This is a genomic window from Pseudomonas sp. P110(2024), assembly GCF_057480795.1.
Map to the genome: position 1 here is coordinate 118,566 of NZ_JBLIYT010000001.1, position 19,601 is coordinate 138,166.

Consider the following 19,601-nt stretch of genomic DNA (forward strand, 5'->3'; position numbering starts at 1 on the left):
GAATTGGGAAGGAGGCTGACTGCCGATGGTAGCCCCATGCTTCCCGGCCGCCAAATGGAGGGGGCCGCCATATGCCCCCTGAGCGTATCAGGCCGCCTGCCACGCCGAGCCCCGCTTGCGCCGCTGGGTCAGCGAAACCAGCAGGATGAACAGGGTCACCCCCGCGGTCATCAGTGTTTCATAGCGGTAGGCATCGCTGAACAGCATGTAGCCCAGCACCATGACGATGGTGCCGATCACCAGCCAGGTCAGCCACGGGAACAGCCACATCTTCAGCTCCGGCGTGCGCCCCTCGCGCTCGGCACGGGCCCGCATGCGCAGTTGCGACACGGCGATCACCAAGTACACCAGCAAGGCGATGGCGCCGGTGGTAGATAGCAGGAACCCGAACACCTTGCCGGGAAACACGTAGTTGACCAGGCAGCCGGCAAAGCCCGCCAGGGTCGAGAGAACGACCGCCACGGTGGGCACGCCCGCGCCGGAGATCCGCCTGGTCATAAGCAGTGCCTGGCCACGGGCCCCCAGCGAGTAGAGCATGCGCGAGGCGGTGTACAGCCCTGAGTTCATGCAACTGGTGACCGCCACCAGCACGACGATGTCGACCAGCAGCTTGGCGCCGGGCACGTTGAGCACTTCCAGCACCCGCTGGAACGAGCCCACCGCCTTGAGCCCCGGATCGTTCCAGGCCACCAGCGACACCACCAGGAAGATCGACGCCAGGTAGAAAATGGCGATGCGGTACACCACCAGGTTGGTGGCGCGGCGGATCTTGTCCTTGGGGTTGGCTGTCTCGTCGGCGGCGATGGTGACGATCTCGGCGCCGAAGAACGAGAAGATGGTGATCAGCACGCCGCCGAGCACGGTGCCGAAGCCATTGGGCATGAAGCCGCCGGCGTCCCACAGGCGACTGACGCCGGAGACGTCGGCCAGTGGCCAGACGCCGAACACCGCCAGGCTGCAGACCACGATGAAGGCAATGATGGCCAGTACCTTGACCAGGGCGAACCAGTACTCGAACGCGCCGAAGTTCTTCACGCTGACCAGGTTGGTGCCCGACAGCACGATCATGATCAGGAAGGCGAACAGCCAGGACGGCACCTGCGGGAAGTAGGCATGGAGGATATCCGCGCCAGCGATGGCCTCGACCGGGATGATCAGCACCCAGAACCACCAGTACAGCCAGCCGATGGTGAAGCCGGCCCAGGGGCCGATGGCTTCGCTGGCGTAGGTGGAGAACGAGCCGCTGTTGGGGTTGGCGATGGCCATTTCACCGAGCATGCGCATCACCAGCAGCACCAGCAGGCCGGTCATGGCGTAGGAGATGAGAATAGCCGGGCCGGCGGTGGCGATGGCGTTGGACGAGCCAATGAAAAGGCCGGCGCCGATGATGCCGGCAATAGAGATCATCGATACCTGACGTGAAGTCAGGCCATGCTGTAAGGACCGCTGTTTTTTGTTGTCTGGCGATGCCATGGAGAACCCTCGAGTGGGTCGGCCGCAACGAAGGCGGCTGAAAGTGGCGGCAGCGTTCCTGTGGGGGCGGGCATGCCGGCAAGGGCATCGGCACGCGTCTCCCACACGTCTCGGACTTGTTGCGGGAATTGGCTACCGGCGTATTTTTGTATTGATGGACCTGTCGGTTGCCAGGGTCCAGCCAGGCCAGTATTCATCTCCAGGCAGGTCACAACAAACGACCTTTTCGCAAAACATCATTCCAACTAGGAATCAATACGCTTCACATCCTGCTCAGAATCTTCTGTCATGAAGCTTGCAGAGAGAGCCTTCAGACATCAGGAATTAAACGAATGAGAGCAATCGAATAATTCGTTTGCGCCACCGATTCCCGACGCGCTTGGATACGACCTGACTCGAACAACAGGCCGCGTGCAGATGAATCAGGAAAATATCAGCCAGTCCATCGCCATCGTTCACCCGATCACCCTTTCCCATGGACGCAACGCCGAAGTCTGGGACACCGCCGGCAAACGCTACATCGACTTCGTCGGCGGCATCGGCGTGCTCAACCTGGGCCACTGTAACCCGGCGGTGGTCGAGGCGATCCAGCAGCAGGCCGCGCGCCTGACCCACTATGCCTTCAACGCCGCGCCCCACGGTCCGTACCTGGAACTGATGGAGCGCCTGTGCCAGTTCGTCCCGGTCAGCTATCCGCTGACGGGCATGCTGACCAACAGCGGCGCGGAAGCGGCGGAAAACGCCCTCAAGGTCGCCCGCGGCGCCACCGGCAAACGGGCCATCGTCGCCTTCGACGGCGGTTTCCACGGCCGTACCCTGGCCACCCTCAACCTCAACGGCAAGGTCGCCCCGTACAAGCAGCGCGTGGGCGAACTGCCCGGCCCGGTCTATCACCTGCCCTACCCCAGTCCGGACACCGGGGTGAGCTGCGAGCAGGCGCTCCAGGCTATGGAGCGCCTGTTCAGCGTGGAGCTGGCGGTGGAGGACGTGGCCGCGTTCATCTTCGAGCCGGTGCAGGGCGAAGGCGGTTTCCTCGCCCTCGACCCCGCCTTCGCCCAGGCCCTGCGCCGCTTCTGCGACGAGCATGGGATCCTGATCATTATCGATGAGATTCAGTCCGGCTTCGGTCGCACCGGCCAGCGCTTCGCCTTCCCACGGCTGGGTATCGAACCGGACCTTCTGCTGCTGGCCAAGAGCATCGCCGGCGGCATGCCGCTGGGCGCGGTGGTCGGGCGACAGGCGATCATGGGCGCGCTGCCCAAGGGCGGGCTGGGCGGCACCTACTCGGGCAACCCGATCGCCTGCGCGGCGGCGCTGGCGAGCCTGGCGCAGATGACCGACACGAATATCGCCACCTGGGGCGAACGGCAGGAACAGGCCATCGTGGCGCGTCACGCGCGCTGGAAAGCGTCGGGAAGGTGTGCCGCGCTCGGTCGCCTGACCGGTACAGGGGCCATGCGCGGGCTGGAGTTGGTCAACCCGGACGGCAGCCCGGCGCCGACGCAACTGGCCAAGGTGCTCGAGGCGGCGCGTGGCAAAGGCCTGCTGCTGATGCCCAGCGGCAAGGCGCGGCATATCATCCGCCTGCTGGCACCGCTGACCATCGAGCCCGAGGTGCTCGAGGAAGGGTTGGATATCCTCGAGCAGTGCCTCATGGAGCTGGGCTGAGGGTTACAGGCCCAGCTCTTCGGGGGTGGGCATGTCGCATTCGAAGGCGATCCAGCCGCCTTCGAGCTCGGCGTGGCCGTTGACGATCGGGCCGTAGTAACTCAGGCCGTTCTCCAAGGTGACGCAGATGTGCGTGGCGCCTTTTTCCGGTGCCCCGAGGGTACCGACGAAATGCACTTTCTTCAGCACCTCGGTCACCGCCTCAAGGCCCACGCGCATGTTGGTGTTCTCCGAGGCCTCGGTATCGCCCCCACGGTCTTCGGCGCTGATGGTCACGGTGGCGGTGTACGGGTACTTGGTACTCAAGCGGGGTTACCTCAACAGGTGTATTAGGCGTATGGGCGCGTAGAGTACGGCAGGCGTTCCCGGTTGTCTCTACCGACCTCATCGCGGGGCAAGCCCGCTCCCACGCTGGCCATCGAGCATGGCCTCCCCTGCCCCGATCTGTTAGGGTGCCCGCCGATGCACGCCATACCACGCGAGGATACCGAGTGAGCGCCGAACAACCCCTGATCGCCGACCTGTTCGAGGTCGACAAACGCCTGACCCTCAAGCCCGTCGTGGACTTCAACGCCTACCTGCGCAACGCTTTCGGCGACGGCCCCTGCCGCTGCCACCGCTGCGTCGAGGGCAGTGGCGACGAAAACGGCTACGAACACCGTCACAGCTTCGAGCTGGAAGGCCGCACCCTGCACAGGCGCTTCGCCAGCACCGCCGGCAGCGACGTGCTGATGGTGCTGAAAAAAGCCTGGTTGTCGTACACCAAGGCCGAGCTGATCACCGTCGGCGTGCTAGACATGACCACCCTCAAGTCATTCACCGAAGCCGCCCTGCACGAACGCCTGCTGGCCCTGCTGCCGGCCAGCGGCCTGGCCCGCGAAAGCGAAGGCCAGTGGCAGTTGCAGGTGCTCGCCGACTGACGGTCGCCCCGGCAGGATTCTCCCGCTCTGCTACCTTGGGAGAATCCTCACCCACAGGTGACCGACCATGGCCCGCACGACCCCCATCGAGCTGTACCGCAACATCGGTATCGTTGCCCACGTGGATGCCGGCAAGACCACCACCACCGAGCGGATCCTGTTCTACACCGGGGTCAACCACAAGATGGGCGAGGTGCACGACGGCGCCGCGACCATGGACTGGATGGCCCAGGAGCAGGAGCGCGGCATCACCATCACCTCGGCGGCCACCACGGCCTTCTGGCAAGGCTCGACCAAGCAGTTCGAGCACAAGTACCGCTTCAACATCATCGACACCCCCGGCCACGTCGACTTCACCATCGAGGTCGAGCGCTCGCTGCGCGTGCTCGATGGCGCGGTGGTGGTGTTCAGCGGCGCCGACGGCGTCGAGCCGCAATCCGAGACCGTATGGCGCCAGGCCAACAAGTACCATGTGCCGCGCCTGGCCTACATCAACAAGATGGACCGCCAGGGCGCGGATTTTCTGCGGGTGGTGAAGCAGATTGACCAGCGCCTGGGCCACCATCCGGTGCCGATCCAGCTGGCCATCGGCAGCGAGGAAAACTTCATCGGCCAGATCGACCTGGTGAAGATGAAGGCCATCTACTGGAACGACGCCGACCAGGGCACCAGCTACCGCGAAGAAGCCATTCCCGCCGAACTGCAGGATCTGGCCGACGAATGGCGTGCCCATATGATTGAGGCTGCGGCCGATGCCAACGAAGAGCTGACCCTGAAATTCCTCGAAGGCGAAGAATTCACCACCGAGGAAATCAAGGCCGCCCTGCGCCAGCGCACCATCGCCAACGAGATCGTGCCGACCATCCTCGGCTCATCGTTCAAGAACAAGGGCGTGCCGCTGATGCTCGACGCCGTGATCGACTACCTGCCCGCCCCCAGCGAGATCCCGGCGATCAAGGGCACCGACCCGGACGACGAGGAAAAACACCTGGAGCGCCACGCCGACGACAACGAGCCGTTCTCGGCCCTGGCCTTCAAGATCGCCACCGACCCGTTCGTCGGCACCCTGACCTTCGCCCGGGTGTATTCCGGCGTGCTCAGCTCCGGCAACGCCGTGCTCAACTCGGTCAAGGGCAAGAAGGAACGCATCGGCCGCATGGTGCAGATGCACGCCAACCAGCGCGCCGAGATCAAGGACGTGTGCGCCGGCGACATCGCCGCGCTGATCGGCATGAAGGACGTCACCACCGGCGACACCCTGTGCGACATGGACAAGCCGATCATCCTCGAACGCATGGACTTCCCCGACCCGGTGATCTCGGTGGCGGTGGAGCCCAAGACCAAGAGCGACCAGGAGAAGATGGGCATCGCCCTGGGCAAGCTGGCCCAGGAGGACCCGTCGTTCCGGGTCAAGACCGACGAGGAGACCGGCCAGACCATCATCTCCGGCATGGGCGAGCTGCACCTGGACATCATCGTCGATCGCATGCGCCGCGAGTTCAACGTCGAGGCCAACATCGGCAAGCCGCAGGTGGCCTACCGCGAGAAGATCCGCAACACCTGCGAGATCGAAGGCCGCTTCGTCCGCCAGTCCGGCGGGCGTGGCCAGTATGGGCATTGCTGGATCCGCTTCGCCCCGGGCGACGAAGGCAAGGAAGGCCTGGAGTTCATCAACGAAGTCGTCGGCGGCGTGGTGCCACGCGAGTACATCCCGGCGATCCAGAAAGGCATCGAGGAGCAGATGAAGAACGGCGTACTTGCCGGCTATCCGCTGATCAACCTCAAGGCGGCGGTGTATGACGGCTCGTACCACGACGTCGACTCCAACGAGATGGCCTACAAGATCGCCGCGTCCATGGCCACCAAGCAGTTGTCGCAGAAAGGCGGCGCGGTGCTGCTGGAGCCGGTGATGAAGGTCGAGGTGGTGACCCCCGAGGAGTACCAGGGCGACATCCTCGGCGACCTGAGCCGGCGCCGGGGGATGATCCAGGATGGCGACGAGACCCCGGCCGGCAAGGTGATCCGTGCCGAGGTACCGCTGGGCGAGATGTTCGGCTACGCCACCTCGATGCGCTCGATGACCCAGGGGCGGGCCAGTTTCTCGATGGAGTTCACCCGCTATGCCGAGGCGCCGGCGAGCATTGCCGATGCCATCGTGAAGAAGAATCGCGGGGAAGCCTGAAACTTCGCGGTGGAGCCTAATGAAAAAAGGGGCGATCCTTGCGGATCGCCCCTTTTTTGATTTGGTAGGCACAATTGGACTCGAACCAACGACCCCCACCATGTCAAGGTGGTGCTCTAACCAACTGAGCTATGTGCCTGTCGTGTGGGGCGCATTCTACGCGATCCAAATGCCCTGTCAACCGTTTTTTTCACGCTAAGCTACTGAATCTTAAAATATTTATAGAAGGCCAGGGTTCAGCGTCAGGTAAAGGATTTTCACCGGACGACTAGCGGGTGTTTATTATTATTGATAGCATCGGTACATTCGTTAAAAATATAAAACACGAGGTTCCTCGAGCATGGCCAACACCCCCTACCCCCAGTCCTACTACGCCGCCTCGGCCAACCCGGTGCCGCCACGTCCGGCGCTGCAGGGTGAGGTGGAAACCGATGTGTGCATCATCGGTGCCGGCTACACCGGCCTGTCCAGCGCCCTGTTCCTGCTGGAGAACGGCTTCAAGGTGAGTATCGTCGAAGCCGCCAAGGTCGGCTTCGGCGCTTCGGGCCGCAACGGCGGCCAGATCGTCAACAGCTACAGCCGCGACATTGACGTCATCGAACGTACCGTCGGCCCCAAGCAGGCACAACTGCTGGGCCAGATGGCCTTCGAGGGCGGGCGCATCATCCGTGAACGCGTGGCCAAGTACAACATCCAGTGCGACCTGAAGGACGGCGGCGTATTCGCCGCGCTGACCAGCAAGCAGATGGGCCACCTGGAATCGCAGAAGCGCCTGTGGGAACGCTTCGGCCACACCCAGTTGGAGCTGATGGACCAGAAGCGCATCCGTGAAGTGGTGGCCTGCGACAACTATGTGGGCGGCATGCTCGACATGAGCGGCGGCCATATCCATCCGCTGAACCTGGCCCTGGGCGAAGCTGCCGCGGTCGAGTCCCTGGGCGGCATCATCTACGAGCAGACCCCGGCCGTGCGCATCGAGCGTGGCGCCAACCCCGTCGTGCACACCCCGCAGGGCAAGGTCCGCGCCAAGTTCATCATCGTCGCCGGCAACGCCTACCTGGGCAACCTGGTGCCGGAACTGGCGGCCAAGTCGATGCCGTGCGGCACCCAGGTCATCACCACCGAGCCGCTGGGCGACGAACTGGCGCGCACCCTGCTGCCGCAGGACTACTGCGTCGAGGACTGCAACTACCTGCTCGACTACTACCGTTTGACCAGCGACAAGCGCCTGATCTTCGGTGGCGGCGTGGTGTACGGCGCGCGCGACCCGGCGAACATCGAGGCGATCATCCGTCCGAAGATGCTCAAGGCCTTCCCGCAGCTCAAAAACGTCAAGATCGACTACGCCTGGACCGGCAACTTCCTGCTGACCCTGTCGCGCCTGCCGCAGGTCGGCCGTATCGGCGACAACATCTACTACTCCCAGGGCTGCTCGGGCCACGGCGTGACCTACACCCACCTGGCGGGCAAGGTGCTGGCCGAGGCCCTGCGCGGCCAGGCCGAGCGCTTCGACGCCTTCGCCGGCCTGCCGCACTACCCGTTCCCGGGTGGCCAGATGCTGCGTGTGCCGTTCAGCGCCATCGGCGCCTGGTACTACAGCCTGCGCGACCGCCTGGGCTTCTGATCCAGCGCCATCCGGAAAGCCCGCTCCCCTGAGCGGGCTTTTTCGTTTCCACACGGCACGCTCTCAACCCGCTTCACGGTAGGGATTGCGCGGATCCTGGGTCCAGTTCATGTACGGCTTGCCGGTCTCCTGCGCCTGCATGTCGATGCAGCCCTCCACCGGGCAGGTGATCTGGCACAGGTTGCAGCCGACGCACTCAGCCTCGATCACGCTGTAGGCGTGGGTGCCGTCAGCCTTCGGGGTGCTGGCGATGGCCTGGTGCGAAGTGTCCTCGCAGGCGATGTGGCAGCGCCCACAGCCGATGCAGGCGTCCTGGTCGATGCGAGCCACCGTCTTGTAGTTGATGTCCAGGTACTTCCAGTCGGTGGTGTGCCCCACGGCCTGGCCGCGAAACGCCTCGAGGCTGCGATGGCCGTGCTGGTCCATCCAGCGCGCCAGGCCGTCCTTCATGTCGTCGACGATGCGAAAACCGTGCAGCATCGCCGCCGTGCACACCTGCACCGCGCCACTGCCCAGGGCGATGAACTCGGCGGCATCGCGCCAGGTGCCGATACCGCCGATACCGCAGATCGGCAGGCCGTGGGTCTCGGGGTCGCGGGCAATTTCGGCGACCATGTTCAGGGCGATCGGCTTGACCGCCGAACCGCAATAGCCGCCATGGGTGCTCTGGTCGCCGACGATGGGGTGGGCGACCATGCGGTCGAGGTCGACGCTGGTGATCGAGTTGATCGTGTTGATCAGCGACACCGCGTCCGCCCCGCCCCGGTGCGCGGCGCGTGCCGACTGACGAATATCAGTGATGTTGGGGGTGAGCTTGACGATCACCGGCAGCGCGCAGTGGGTCTTGCACCAGCGGGTGACCATTTCCACGTACTCCGGCACCTGGCCGACGGCCGCGCCCATGCCGCGCTCGGGCATGCCGTGGGGGCAGCCGAAGTTGAGCTCGATGCCATCGGCACCGGTGGCTTCCACCAAGGGCAGGATGAACTTCCAGGACTCTTCCACGCACGGCACCATCAGCGACACGATCAGCGCACGGTCGGGCCAGTCCTTCTTCACCTGGGTGATCTCGCGCAGGTTGATCTCCAGCGAGCGGTCGGTGATCAGCTCGATGTTGTTGATGCCCTGCACCTGGCGGTTGGCGCCGAAGTGCGCCGAGTAGCGCGACGACACGTTGACCGCCGCCGGGTCCTCGCCCAGGGTCTTCCACACCACCCCGCCCCACCCGGCCTCGAAGGCGCGGACCACGTTGTAGGCCTTGTCGGTGGGTGGCGCGGAGGCCAGCCAGAACGGATTGGGCGCCTTGATGCCGGCGAATTCGATGGACAGGTCGGCCATTTACGCAGCCTCCACGTTGAGCATGAGTTGGGCATGGATGGCTTCGGCGGCCAGCTTGCCATGTTGCACGGCCTGGACGGTGAGGTCCTGGCCCAGCGCGGTGCAGTCGCCGCCGGCATAGATACCGGGGATGGAGGTCTGCATGTGCGCGTCCACCTGGATGCGCTCACCGTCGCGGGCCAGTTGCGCCGCCAGCGGGTCGGCCAGGCTTGCGTCATCGAAGCCTTGGCCGATGGCCTTGAAGATCGCGTCGGCGGCCAGCTCGAAGGTTTCGCCGGTATCGCCCAGGCGCCCATCGACCAGTTGCGTGCGCGCGAAGCGCATGCCGCGCACGCGCCCGGCATCATCCAGCAGCACGGCCTCGGGCCTGGCCCAGGTGTGCAGACGCACCTGGTTGTGCTTGGCGATTTCCTGTTCATGAGCGGTGGCGCCCATGTCGGACACGCCACGGCGGTAAACCAGGTTGACGTCGCGGGCCCCCAGGCAACTCATCTGCACGGCCATGTCGATGGCGGTGTTGCCGGCGCCTAGCACCAGGCAGCGGTCGGCCAGCGGCAGCTGGGTGAGGTCGTCGGCCTGGCGCAGCTCGCGGATGTACGTGGTGGCGGCGAGCAGGCCCGGGGCGTCCTCGTCCGCCAGGCCCAGCTGGCGCGCGGCATCCAGGCCCAGGCCGAGGAACACCGCGTCGTGCTGGGCATGCAGCTCTCCCAGCGACAGGTTGGCGCCCAGGCGCTGGCCATGGCGGATCTCGATACCGCCGATGCCCAGCAGGAACTCCACCTCGCGCTGGGCGTAGTCGTCCACCAGCTTGTAGCGGGCGATGCCGTACTCATTGAGGCCACCGGCTTTCTCCCGCGCCTCGAAGATCACCACGTCGTGGCCGTGCATGGCCAGGCGGTGCGCGCAGGACAGCCCGGCGGGGCCGGCGCCGACCACGGCGATGCGCTTGCCGCTGGCCGGCGAGCGCTGGAACGGATGTTCGGTGAAGCCGGCGTGGTCCAGGGCGTAGCGCTGCAGCTGGCCGATCAGCACCGGCGCGCATTCCTGGGCGTTGTTGCGCACGCAGGCCTGCTGGCAGAGGATCTCGGTGGGGCACACCCGGGCGCAGCTGCCGCCGAGGATGTTGGCCGAAAGAATGCGTTCGGCGGCGCCCTGCAGGTTCTCGTCGCTGATGCGGTGGATGAACGAGGGGATGTCGATCTCGCTGGGGCACGCATTGACGCAGGGCGCGTCGTAGCAGTACAGGCAGCGCGCGCTCTCGACGGCGGCCTGGCGGGCGGTGAGTGGGGGCGCGAGGTCGCTGAAGGCCTCGGCCAGCTGGTCGGCGCCGGCCCGGGGGCGCGGCAAGTGGTTCAGGGCGTCGATCACGGTTGTAGCCTCTCGCTTTTTTATGGGCTCAGGCGGCGGTCACTCGCCTGTCCGTTCTGGGGGATGGCAGTCAACAGGAGCATGGGTGTTGTTATCAGGGGGCGCTTGCGCCCCTTTCGCGACACAAGGCCGCTCCCACAGCCAAAGCACCGATCCCTGTGGGAGCGGCCTTGCGTCGCGATGGGCTACGAAGCGGCCCCAATGGCCTCAGCGCTGAACCGGTGTCGGCCGCTGATGCTCGGCACGCCGCTCCAGCACCTCGTACACCGACGGGTACGCCGGCCGCTCCACATAGCGCCCCGCGCCCGGCTCGGCGCGCAGGTCGCCATCGGCCCAGAGCACCTTGCCCTGGCTGATGGTATGGCTGGGGATACCGCGCACGGTGCGGCCTTCGAAGATGTTGAAGTCGACCCGCTGGTGATGGGTCTGGGCGCTGATCGTGCGCGTGCCCTGCGGATCCCACAGCACCAGGTCGGCGTCGGCGCCGACGCGGATGGCGCCTTTGCGCGGGAACAGGTTGAAGATCTTCGCGGTGTTGGTGGAGGTGAGCGCGACGAACTCGTGGATCGACAGGCGCCCGCTGTTCACCCCGGCATCCCACAGCACCGCCATGCGGTCCTCGATGCCGGCGGTGCCGTTGGGGATGCGGCTGAAGTCGTCGCGGCCCATGGCCTTCTGCTCGGCGCAGAAGCAGCAGTGGTCGGTGGCGGTGGTGTGCAGGTTGCCCGACTGCAGGCCGCGCCACAGCGCCTCCTGATGCTCGCGCGGCCGGAACGGCGGGCTCATCACGTAGCCGGCGGCTGTGGCCCAGTCCGGGTCGCGGTAGACGCTGTCGTCCAGCAACAGGTGGCCCGGCAGCACCTCGCCGTACACCGGCTGGCCCTTGGCCCGGGCATAGGTGATCTCATCCAGCGCCTCGCGGCTGGAGACATGCACCAGGTACAGCGGCGTGCCAAGGGTCTCGGCGATGCGGATGGCGCGGCTGGCGGCCTCGCCCTCGACCTGCGACGGGCGCGACAGCGGATGCGCCTCGGGCCCGGTCAGGCCCTGGGCCAGCAGCTTCTTCTGCAGGTGATAGACCAACTCGCCGTTCTCGGCGTGCACTGTCGGCACCGCGCCCAGTTGCAGGCAGCGTTCGAAGCTGGCCACCAGGGTGTCGTCGGCGGCCATGATCGCGTTCTTGTAGGCCATGAAGTGCTTGAAGCTGTTCACCCCGTGCTTGGCCACCAGCTCGCCCATCTCCTCGGCGACCTGCTCGCTCCACCAGGTGATGGCGACATGGAAGCCGTAGTCGCTCGCGCTCTTCTGCGCCCAGCCACGCCAGGTATGGAAGGCCTCGAGCAGCGATTGCTGCGGATTGGGGATAACGAAGTCGATGATCGAGGTAGTGCCCCCGGCCAGGCCTGCGGCGGTGCCACTGAAAAAGTCCTCGCTGGCCACCGTGCCCATGAACGGCAGTTGCATGTGGGTGTGCGGGTCGATGCCGCCGGGCATCAGGTACTGGCCTGAGCCGTCGAGGACTTCGCAATCGGTGGGGGTTTCGAGGTGGCTGCCGATGGCGCGGATCAGACCATCGACACACAGGACATCTGCACGGTAGCTCTCTTCATGGGTAACCACGGTGGCGCCACGGATCAACAGGGACATGCCGTTTTCCTCGCAGGCTGACCGGTCTTCTGGCCGGTTCTTGGAATAGTTTCGGGCCGGGCGCTGGAGGTGACGCGTTCAATCCTGTCAGGCCTGACAAGAATCGAGGCTAGTATCTGATCGGATATTCATCAAGAAAAAATATATGCAAATATTATATTTTGTAACTGTTTGATTTTTAATAAAAAATTTAACAATTAACCAAAATGTGACACCCCTTCACCATTTTGACGCACTTGACAGGAAGCCAAATTGGTCAAGATTTTCTACGCAAAATCAGCAATTTGTTTCCTGGCTGGAAGGCGCAGGCCGCGCCAGTGGTTTTCCAGGTTGCACCCGTTTGAACCACGCGGGTGGCGGACCTGCCAGACAGACGGCGCACCAGGGTGCCCACCCCACCCTCGTCGTCGCGCTGAAGAATGCCCTTGCAAGACAGTGAGTTACCTCCGTTTGGCGGCGGCCGCCGGGAAGGCGCGGGCTTTCCCGGCACGTTTGTTGAAAACGCAGGCCACAACCGCCTGGCCGGACCGGAGGAGCAGTACTGCTGGTGTGTGTACTCCGGCCATCGCGGCAGCCCGATGAGCGACAACTACAAGAAAAAAGACCTGGAGAACCCCATGCAACAGAGCAGATCGCAAGTGGTCGAGCAGCATGGCCTGTTCGAGCTCGACGCCGGCAGCGACGTCCTCGACAGCCCCCGCTACAACCACGACATCGCCCCGACCAAGGTGCACCAGCGCACCTGGAACAAGTGGCACATCACCGCGCTGTGGGTGGGCATGTCCATCTGCGTGCCCACCTATACCCTCGGCGGCGTGCTCACCGCCTACTTCGGCCTGAGCGTGAGCGAGGCGCTGCTGGCGATCCTGCTGGCCAACCTCATCGTGCTGATTCCACTGACCCTCAACGCCTTCCCCGGCACCAAGTACGGCATCCCCTTCCCGGTGCTGCTGCGCGCCTCGTTCGGCATCTTCGGCTCCAACGTGCCGTGCCTGATCCGCGCCGTGGTGGCCTGTGGTTGGTTCGGCATCCAGACGATGTTCGGCGGGCTGGCCATCCACCTGTTCCTCGGCTCGCTGTTCCCCGAGTGGAAGGCACTGGGCGGCACCGGCGAGGTGATCGGCTTCATGCTGTTCTGGTCGCTGAACCTGTGGGTGGTGCTGCGCGGCGCCGAGTCGATCAAGTGGCTGGAGACGCTATCGGCGCCGCTGCTGGTGGCGGTGGGTGTCGGCCTGCTGTTCTGGGCGCTGCCGCACATGTCGATGAGCGAACTGCTGGCGCAGCCGCCCAAGCGCCCCGAGGGCGCCAGCGTGGTCGGCTACTTCTGCGCCGGGCTTACCGCGATGGTCGGCTTCTGGGCCACGCTATCGCTGAACATCCCCGATTTCAGCCGTTACGCGAAGAGCCAGAAGGACCAGATCCTCGGGCAGATCTTCGGCCTGCCGCTGACCATGTTCCTGTTCGCTTCGCTGGGCGTGATCATGACCGCCGCTTCCGCCTCGCTGGTGGGCCAGACAGTGTCCGACCCGGTGAGCCTGATCGGCCATATCCAGAGCCCCGGCTGGGTGGCCCTGGCCATGGCGCTGATCATCATCGCCACGCTGTCGACCAACACCGCGGCCAACATCGTCTCGCCCACCAACGACTTCCAGAACATTGCCCCGCGGCTGATCGGGCGCAGCCGCGCGGTCTGGCTGACCGGCTTCATCGGCCTGGCGCTGATGGGGCACGAGCTGCTCAAGAAGCTCGGCTGGATCGTCTCCGACCTGAGCCTGGAGAGCGTGTACTCCAACTGGCTGCTGGGCTACTCCAGCCTGCTCGGGCCAATTGCCGGGATCATGGTGGTGGACTATTTCCTGGTCCGCCGCCAGCACCTGGACCTGGCCGGGCTGTACCGCGACGACGTGTACCCGGCCTGGAACTGGGCCGGGTTCGTCGCCTTCGGCGTGCCGGTGGCGCTGACCGTGATGGCCATCGGCAACAGCAGTTTCAGCTGGTTCTACGACTATGGCTGGTTCACCGGCTCGCTGCTCGGCGGCGGGCTCTACTACGCCCTCGGTGGCCTCGCGGTGCGCGGACCGGCGCGGCTGGCCAAGCCGTTGCCTTGATGCACTGCAGCTCCCACGTGATGCCAAAAACAACAGCCTGAGGAGATACCCATGACCACCCTCGCCAAGGAAGTCCTGCAATCGAGCAAGCAGCACATCGACAGCGCCCGCCTGTGGCAGTCACTGATGGACCTCGCCCGCCTCGGCGCCACGGCCAAGGGCGGCGTCTGCCGCCTGGCGCTGACCGACCTCGACCGCCAGGCCCGCGACCTGTTCGTGCAGTGGTGCGAGGCGGCCGGCTGCACGGTGAGCATCGATGCGGTCGGCAACATCTTCGCCCGCCGCCCCGGGCGCAACGCCAAGCTGCCGCCGGTGATGACCGGCAGCCATATCGATACCCAGCCCACCGGCGGCAAGTTCGACGGCTGCTTTGGCGTGATGGCCGGGCTGGAGGTGATCCGCACCCTCAACGACCTGGGCGTGGAGACCGAGGCGCCGCTGGAGGTGGTGGTGTGGACCAACGAGGAAGGCTCGCGCTTCGCCCCGTGCATGATGGGTTCGGGGGTGTTCGCCAACAAGTTCACCCTCGAGGAGACCTTGGCCAAGCGCGACGCCCAGGGCGTGAGCGTCGGCGAGGCACTGAACGCCATCGGCTACGCCGGCAGCCGCGTCGCGACCGGCCACCCGGTGGGCGCCTATTTCGAGGCGCACATCGAACAGGGCCCGATCCTCGAGGACCAGCACAAGACCATCGGCGTGGTGCTCGGCGCCCTCGGCCAGAAGTGGTTCGACCTGACCCTGCGCGGCGTCGAGGCCCACGCCGGTCCCACGCCGATGCACCTGCGCAAGGACGCCCTGGTCGGCGCCGCCGCCGTGGTCGAGGCGGTCAACCGCACCGCCCTCGCCCACCAGCCCCATGCCTGCGGCACGGTCGGCTGCCTGCAGGCCTATCCAGGCTCACGCAATGTGATCCCCGGCGAAGTGCGCATGACCCTGGACTTCCGTCATCTCGAAGGCGAGCAACTGGACGCGATGATCGCCGAAGTGCGCCAGGTGATCGAGGCTACAACTGCGAAACACGGGCTGAGCTACGAGCTGGTACCCACCGCCGACTTCCCGGCCCTGTACTTCGACAAGGGCTGTGTCGAGGCGGTGCGCGACTCGGCGCGCAACCTGGGCCTGGCGCACATGGACATCGTCAGCGGCGCAGGCCACGACGCGATCTTCCTCGCCGAGCTGGGCCCGGCCGGGATGATCTTCGTGCCCTGCGAAGGCGGCATCAGCCACAACGAAATCGAGAACGCCGCCCCTGGGGATCTCGCGGCCGGTTGCGCGGTGCTGTTGCGGGCGATGCTGGCGGCGTCGGAGGCGATTGCCGGCGGGCGTTTGGCGGCCTAGCAGGCGATAAAAGGACCGCGCGGGCTTGGCCCGCGACGCAGGCAACGAGGTGCATGGCACAGGCGGTGCCGGTGTTGGCGGGGCAAGCGCGTGTTACACATGCACCTTCCAAGAACCTTGGCTGAGCCCGGAGCAGGCCACTGGCCGCAAAATTCCCGCGTGCGGCGGTATACTCGCCAGCTTTCGAACCGCGCCCGGGAATCCGCCATGCAGCAAGTCCTGCTCATCGTCGATGTGCAATCCACCTTCAGCCCCTCCGAGAAACTGGTGGATGGCATCCGCGTGCTGTCGGCGCACATTCCCACCATCGCATCGATCGAGCTGCACGACGAGCAGGCCACCCCGTTCCAGCGCCAGCTCGGCTGGCACCCGGCCGCTGAGGATGTGGCCCTGGTCGAGGCGGACAAGGTGTTCATCAAGCATGGCTATGGCCAGACCGCCGAGACACTGGACTACATCAAGCAGCTGGGCGTCGAACGCGTGCTCGTGTGCGGGCTGCAGACCGAAACCTGCGTGCTGGCTGCCGGCTTCGCCCTGTTCGATGCAGGCCTGACGCCGACACTGGTCACCGACCTGACCATGGGCTCCTCGCTGGACCGTTCCGGTCAGCTGGGCATCGACCTGTGGAAACACCACTTCGGCCACGTCACCACCGCCGCCGAAGTGCTGGCAGGGCTGCGCGCCCCGCGAGACAACCCATGACCCCCAAGCGCGTATTGATCGTCGAGGACGACGCCGATGGTGCAAGCATCCTGGAGGCCTACCTGAAGCGCGACGGTTTCGAGGTGGACATCGCCGAGGACGGCGCCCGCGGGCTTGCCCTGTTCCGTCAGCGCACGCCGGCGATCGTGCTGCTGGACATGATGCTGCCAAAAATGTCCGGCCCGGAGCTGCTGACCGAGATCCGCCGCAGCGCCGACACCCCGGTGATCATGGTCACCGCCATCGGCGACGAGCCGGACAAGATCGGCGCCCTGCGCTACGGCGCCGACGACTACGTGGTCAAGCCTTGCAACCCCAAGGAGGTGGTGGCCCGGGTACACGCGGTGCTGCGCCGCTACGGCACGCCGGCAGACAATCGCCAGCGCCTCGAGTGCCAGGGCGTCTGGGTCGACGCCGAGCGCTTCGTGGCCGGAGTACGGACCTGCGATGGCGAGGAGCAGGTGCTCGACCTGACCCGTTCGGAACTGCTTCTGCTCGCCGCGCTGCTGCGCACACCGACCAAGGCCTTCAGCCGCGAGGAACTGCTTGAGCTGTGCATGCCCGAGAGCGATGCGCTGGTGCGCATCATCGACACCCACGTGCACAACCTGCGGCGCAAGCTCGAAGCCCTGGGCATCAGCGGCGTGCTGGTGACCGTGCGCTCCGTTGGCTACCGGTTCCGCTGACCGCTTATGCGCAAACGTCCGCTGTGGCTGTGGGTCGGCCTGAGAATGACCCTGCTCGCCGTCGGCGCGGTGATCACCATTACCGTGTGCATGTACCTGTACTTCTGGATCAGCGACTACCTGGTGCTGCAATCGATGCGACCCGAGGACCGCGCCGCGCTGGTGGCCGGCCTGGCCGATGTGCCGCGCAACGAGTCCAGGCTGTGGCACTTGCTGCAGACCTACTACGACATCCACGACTTTCTTCCCGGCCCCGGTAACAGCATCGACTGGCTGGTGCTCTACGGCTTCGTCATCGTGATCATTCCGTTCACCTTGATGGTCGGCCTGTACCTGTCCAGGCCGCTGTCCCGGCAGTTCCGCCAGATCGCCGTAGGGGCACGGCGGGTGGCCGAGGGCGACCTCAGCGTGCGGGTCAGCCAGCACCCGCGCCAGCCCAAGGAAATGCAGCGCCTGTGCACCGACTTCAACAAGCTGGTCGAACGCCTGGCGCTGTATGAAAGCGAAGTGGCCGAGTCGAGCTCCAACCTGGCCCATGAACTGCGCACCCCGCTCAATGCCGCGCTGGGTCGGGTGCAGGGCATGCTCGACGAGGTGTTCCCGCTGTGCCCTGAGCAATTGCGCCTGGTGCAGAACCAGCTGTACAACCTCAACACCCTGGTGGGCGACCTGCACCTGCTGTCCCTGGCCCATGCCGGGCAGCTGCCCCTGCACATCAGCCTGTTCTCCCCGGCCAGGCTGGTCGAGGAGCGTCTGGCCTGGTTCGCGCCGCAATTCGAGGCCGCCAGGATGCAGTTGCACACGGCGCTTGCCGATGACGTGGTGATCGAGGCCGACCCGGCGCGGATCGGCCAGTTGATCAACATCCTGATCGAGAATGCCCTCAAGTACGCCTCCGACGGCCGCGAGCTCAGTGTCGCCGTGCGCCAGGCCAAAGACTGCGTGCAGCTGGAATTCCTCGATCGTGGGCAAGCGGTCGAGCAGAAGGACCTGGGCAACATGTTCGTGCGCTTCTGGCGCGCCGAACAGTCGCGGGCGCGGGTCAGCGGCGGCGGCGGCCTGGGCCTGTCGATCGCCCAGGCGATCTGCGAGGCCCATGGTGGCCGCATCACCGCACATCGCCGGAGCGAGGGCGGGCTGGCACTGCAGGTGACATTACCTCTGGTCACGACAGCCTGAAGGCTTGACACGTTGTCGTGTAGAAGCAGCCTTGCACCGCGAAAGAGCTGCGCAGCACCGCAAAAACGCACCCGATCACCAACGCAGCAGTCGAGGCCCTGCCACCGCCCCGACGACGGTCGGCAACAACATCCCCAACAGGTACCACAGCCCCCAGAACGGTACACCCATTTCCGGGCAGTGCAGGCAGTACACGAGGGTCGCGGTGGATCCAGCGAGCAGCCCGCCAGCTGCGCCGGCCTGGCGCAGCCGGGTCGGTGCCAGGCCGCGCAGGGCCCAGAACACGGCGGCGAATACGGGTGCCGAGAGCAGGGCTATGTTCAACGCGCAGGTGCGCCAGGTGCGGCCGAAGATAAGGTCGGCGCGGGCCTCCACCGGCGCGCCGGCCAGGCTGACGGCTGCCCCCAGCCACACCAGCAGCAGCGGCAGGCCGAGCAATCCCCACAGCGCGCCACCGCGCACACCCGGCCTGGCCAGGCGCTGGGTCAGCCACAGGGCCAGCAGGCCCAGGCTGGTGGGCAAGGCCAGCTTGGCCCAGAACAGCGGCGTGCGCGCCACCTCGGCCAGATCGCTGCGCACGCCGTAGATGGCAGCGGTCATCAGCAATGCGCCCAGCATGCCGGCCAGCAGCGCCAGCAGCAGCCGTCGCGCCAGCACGTGACGATCCACCGGCTCTGCGGCGGTCGCCAAAAGGCTGATCAGCTCATCGGTCTTCATGGTCGTCTTTACCTCGAATCAACCTTCCCAGGGCCTTGAGCCCCCGGTGTATGCCCACCTTCACCGCCGAACTGGACAGCCCGGTAAGACGCGCGGTTTCCTCCACCGACAGCCCTTCCAGCTTGACGTGGACGATGGGCAGTCGCTGGCGGTCGGGCAACTGTCCGAGCAGCTTGTTCAAGTCCCGGCGGGCCTCGGCCGGCTCTTCGTCGCCACAAGCGAACAACTCGCTGTCATCCTCCAGCAGCTCGTGACGCGACTCGCGCCGGGCCTGGCCGCGCCAGTGGTCGGCCAGCTTGTAGCGGGCGATTGCCTGCACCCAGGCGGTCAGCGGTTGCTGCGCCTGGTAGGTGTGACGGGCATTGTGTACCGCCAGCAGCACCTCCTGCAGCAGGTCCTCGACCTCGGCCGGTCGCTGCGCCAGGCGCCGACGCAAGAAACCACGCAGGTGCACCGCCAGCGCCGCGAGAAATTCGCGATAGGCCCCGGCGTCACCGGCCAGCCCAAGCAACAGCAGGGCCTGCAAGTGTGACTCGCGTGCACTGAGCACATCCTGTGGGTTAGTTCGTTGCATCGGCCGCCAGGGTTACACCGTCTGTGGGTTTCTTTTTTATCCAACCATCGCCGCAACGCCCTACGCAAGCACCGACG

16 protein-coding genes and 1 tRNA gene are annotated in these 19,601 nt (G+C 65.6%); 9 read left to right on the forward strand and 8 right to left on the reverse strand.

Features of this window, described 5'->3' with window-relative positions:
• Nucleotides 1-87: 87 nt before the first annotated feature.
• Entirely contained in the window at nucleotides 88-1,473 is a 1,386-nt protein-coding gene (locus AC25ND_RS00595) for an amino acid permease (protein WP_028692544.1), read from the reverse strand.
• 417 nt (nucleotides 1,474-1,890) lie between these two features.
• Here AC25ND_RS00595 and AC25ND_RS00600 point away from each other — a divergent pair, with 417 nt between their 5' ends.
• The gene (locus AC25ND_RS00600; RefSeq protein ID WP_280093085.1) at nucleotides 1,891-3,141 is read left to right on the forward strand and encodes a 2-aminoadipate transaminase; all 1,251 of its coding nucleotides are present in this window, start codon (nucleotides 1,891-1,893) and stop codon (nucleotides 3,139-3,141) included.
• A gap of 3 nt (nucleotides 3,142-3,144) precedes the next feature.
• Here AC25ND_RS00600 and AC25ND_RS00605 read toward each other — a convergent pair whose 3' ends face one another.
• A complete protein-coding gene (locus AC25ND_RS00605; protein ID WP_062359438.1) occupies nucleotides 3,145-3,447 on the reverse strand; it encodes a hypothetical protein in 303 nt (100 codons plus the stop codon).
• Between the two features lie 185 nt (nucleotides 3,448-3,632).
• On the opposite strand from AC25ND_RS00605, the gene AC25ND_RS00610 reads away from it, so the two are divergent.
• Nucleotides 3,633-4,061: a hypothetical protein gene (locus AC25ND_RS00610; protein WP_236180105.1), complete on the forward strand. Its 429-nt coding sequence runs from the start codon at nucleotides 3,633-3,635 to the stop codon at nucleotides 4,059-4,061.
• A 67-nt stretch (nucleotides 4,062-4,128) separates the two neighbouring features.
• A complete protein-coding gene (fusA, locus tag AC25ND_RS00615) occupies nucleotides 4,129-6,243 on the forward strand; it encodes an elongation factor G (RefSeq protein WP_486976016.1) in 2,115 nt (704 codons plus the stop codon).
• Nucleotides 6,244-6,305: 62 nt separating this feature from the next.
• Here fusA and AC25ND_RS00620 read toward each other — a convergent pair.
• Nucleotides 6,306-6,382, reverse strand: a tRNA-Val gene (locus AC25ND_RS00620).
• Nucleotides 6,383-6,583: 201 nt separating this feature from the next.
• On the opposite strand from AC25ND_RS00620, the gene AC25ND_RS00625 reads away from it, so the two are divergent.
• On the forward strand, nucleotides 6,584-7,867 hold the full coding sequence (locus AC25ND_RS00625) for an NAD(P)/FAD-dependent oxidoreductase (RefSeq protein ID WP_028692549.1): 1,284 nt from the start codon (nucleotides 6,584-6,586) through the stop codon (nucleotides 7,865-7,867).
• Nucleotides 7,868-7,930: 63 nt separating this feature from the next.
• On the opposite strand, the gene preA is transcribed toward AC25ND_RS00625, so the two are convergent.
• From preA to hydA, 3 genes are all read right to left on the reverse strand, one after another.
• Entirely contained in the window at nucleotides 7,931-9,205 is a 1,275-nt protein-coding gene (preA, locus tag AC25ND_RS00630) for an NAD-dependent dihydropyrimidine dehydrogenase subunit PreA (protein ID WP_486976017.1), read from the reverse strand.
• A complete protein-coding gene (locus AC25ND_RS00635) occupies nucleotides 9,206-10,573 on the reverse strand; it encodes an NAD(P)-dependent oxidoreductase (protein ID WP_236180107.1) in 1,368 nt (455 codons plus the stop codon). It lies immediately after the preceding gene.
• A 207-nt stretch (nucleotides 10,574-10,780) separates the two neighbouring features.
• On the reverse strand, nucleotides 10,781-12,220 hold the full coding sequence (gene hydA, locus AC25ND_RS00640; protein ID WP_028692552.1) for a dihydropyrimidinase: 1,440 nt from the start codon (nucleotides 12,218-12,220) through the stop codon (nucleotides 10,781-10,783).
• 617 nt (nucleotides 12,221-12,837) lie between these two features.
• On the opposite strand from hydA, the gene AC25ND_RS00645 reads away from it, so the two are divergent.
• From AC25ND_RS00645 to AC25ND_RS00665, 5 genes are all read left to right on the forward strand, one after another.
• Nucleotides 12,838-14,328 carry an NCS1 family nucleobase:cation symporter-1 gene (locus AC25ND_RS00645; RefSeq protein WP_062359641.1) on the forward strand — a complete coding sequence of 497 codons (1,491 nt, stop codon included), beginning with the start codon at nucleotides 12,838-12,840 and terminating at the stop codon, nucleotides 14,326-14,328.
• 51 nt (nucleotides 14,329-14,379) lie between these two features.
• On the forward strand, nucleotides 14,380-15,666 hold the full coding sequence (locus AC25ND_RS00650; protein WP_084941475.1) for a Zn-dependent hydrolase: 1,287 nt from the start codon (nucleotides 14,380-14,382) through the stop codon (nucleotides 15,664-15,666).
• Nucleotides 15,667-15,873: 207 nt separating this feature from the next.
• Nucleotides 15,874-16,368, forward strand: a complete 495-nt coding sequence (locus tag AC25ND_RS00655) for a cysteine hydrolase family protein (RefSeq protein ID WP_062359445.1) — start codon at nucleotides 15,874-15,876, stop codon at nucleotides 16,366-16,368.
• A complete protein-coding gene (locus tag AC25ND_RS00660) occupies nucleotides 16,365-17,054 on the forward strand; it encodes a response regulator transcription factor (RefSeq protein WP_182323657.1) in 690 nt (229 codons plus the stop codon). Before AC25ND_RS00655 ends, AC25ND_RS00660 begins: the two co-directional genes overlap by 4 nt.
• A gap of 6 nt (nucleotides 17,055-17,060) precedes the next feature.
• Entirely contained in the window at nucleotides 17,061-18,233 is a 1,173-nt protein-coding gene (locus AC25ND_RS00665) for an ATP-binding protein (RefSeq protein WP_062359448.1), read from the forward strand.
• A gap of 75 nt (nucleotides 18,234-18,308) precedes the next feature.
• Here the strand turns inward: AC25ND_RS00665 and AC25ND_RS00670 are convergent, their stop codons facing one another.
• Together AC25ND_RS00670 and AC25ND_RS00675 are read right to left on the reverse strand one after the other, a co-directional pair.
• Nucleotides 18,309-18,950 (reverse strand): DUF1109 domain-containing protein, encoded by a 642-nt coding sequence (locus tag AC25ND_RS00670; protein WP_069016343.1) that lies wholly within the window; start codon nucleotides 18,948-18,950, stop codon nucleotides 18,309-18,311.
• Nucleotides 18,937-19,524: a sigma-70 family RNA polymerase sigma factor gene (locus AC25ND_RS00675; protein WP_062359452.1), complete on the reverse strand. Its 588-nt coding sequence runs from the start codon at nucleotides 19,522-19,524 to the stop codon at nucleotides 18,937-18,939. The genes AC25ND_RS00670 and AC25ND_RS00675 overlap by 14 nt, the downstream gene beginning before the upstream one ends.
• Nucleotides 19,525-19,601 lie beyond the last annotated feature (77 nt).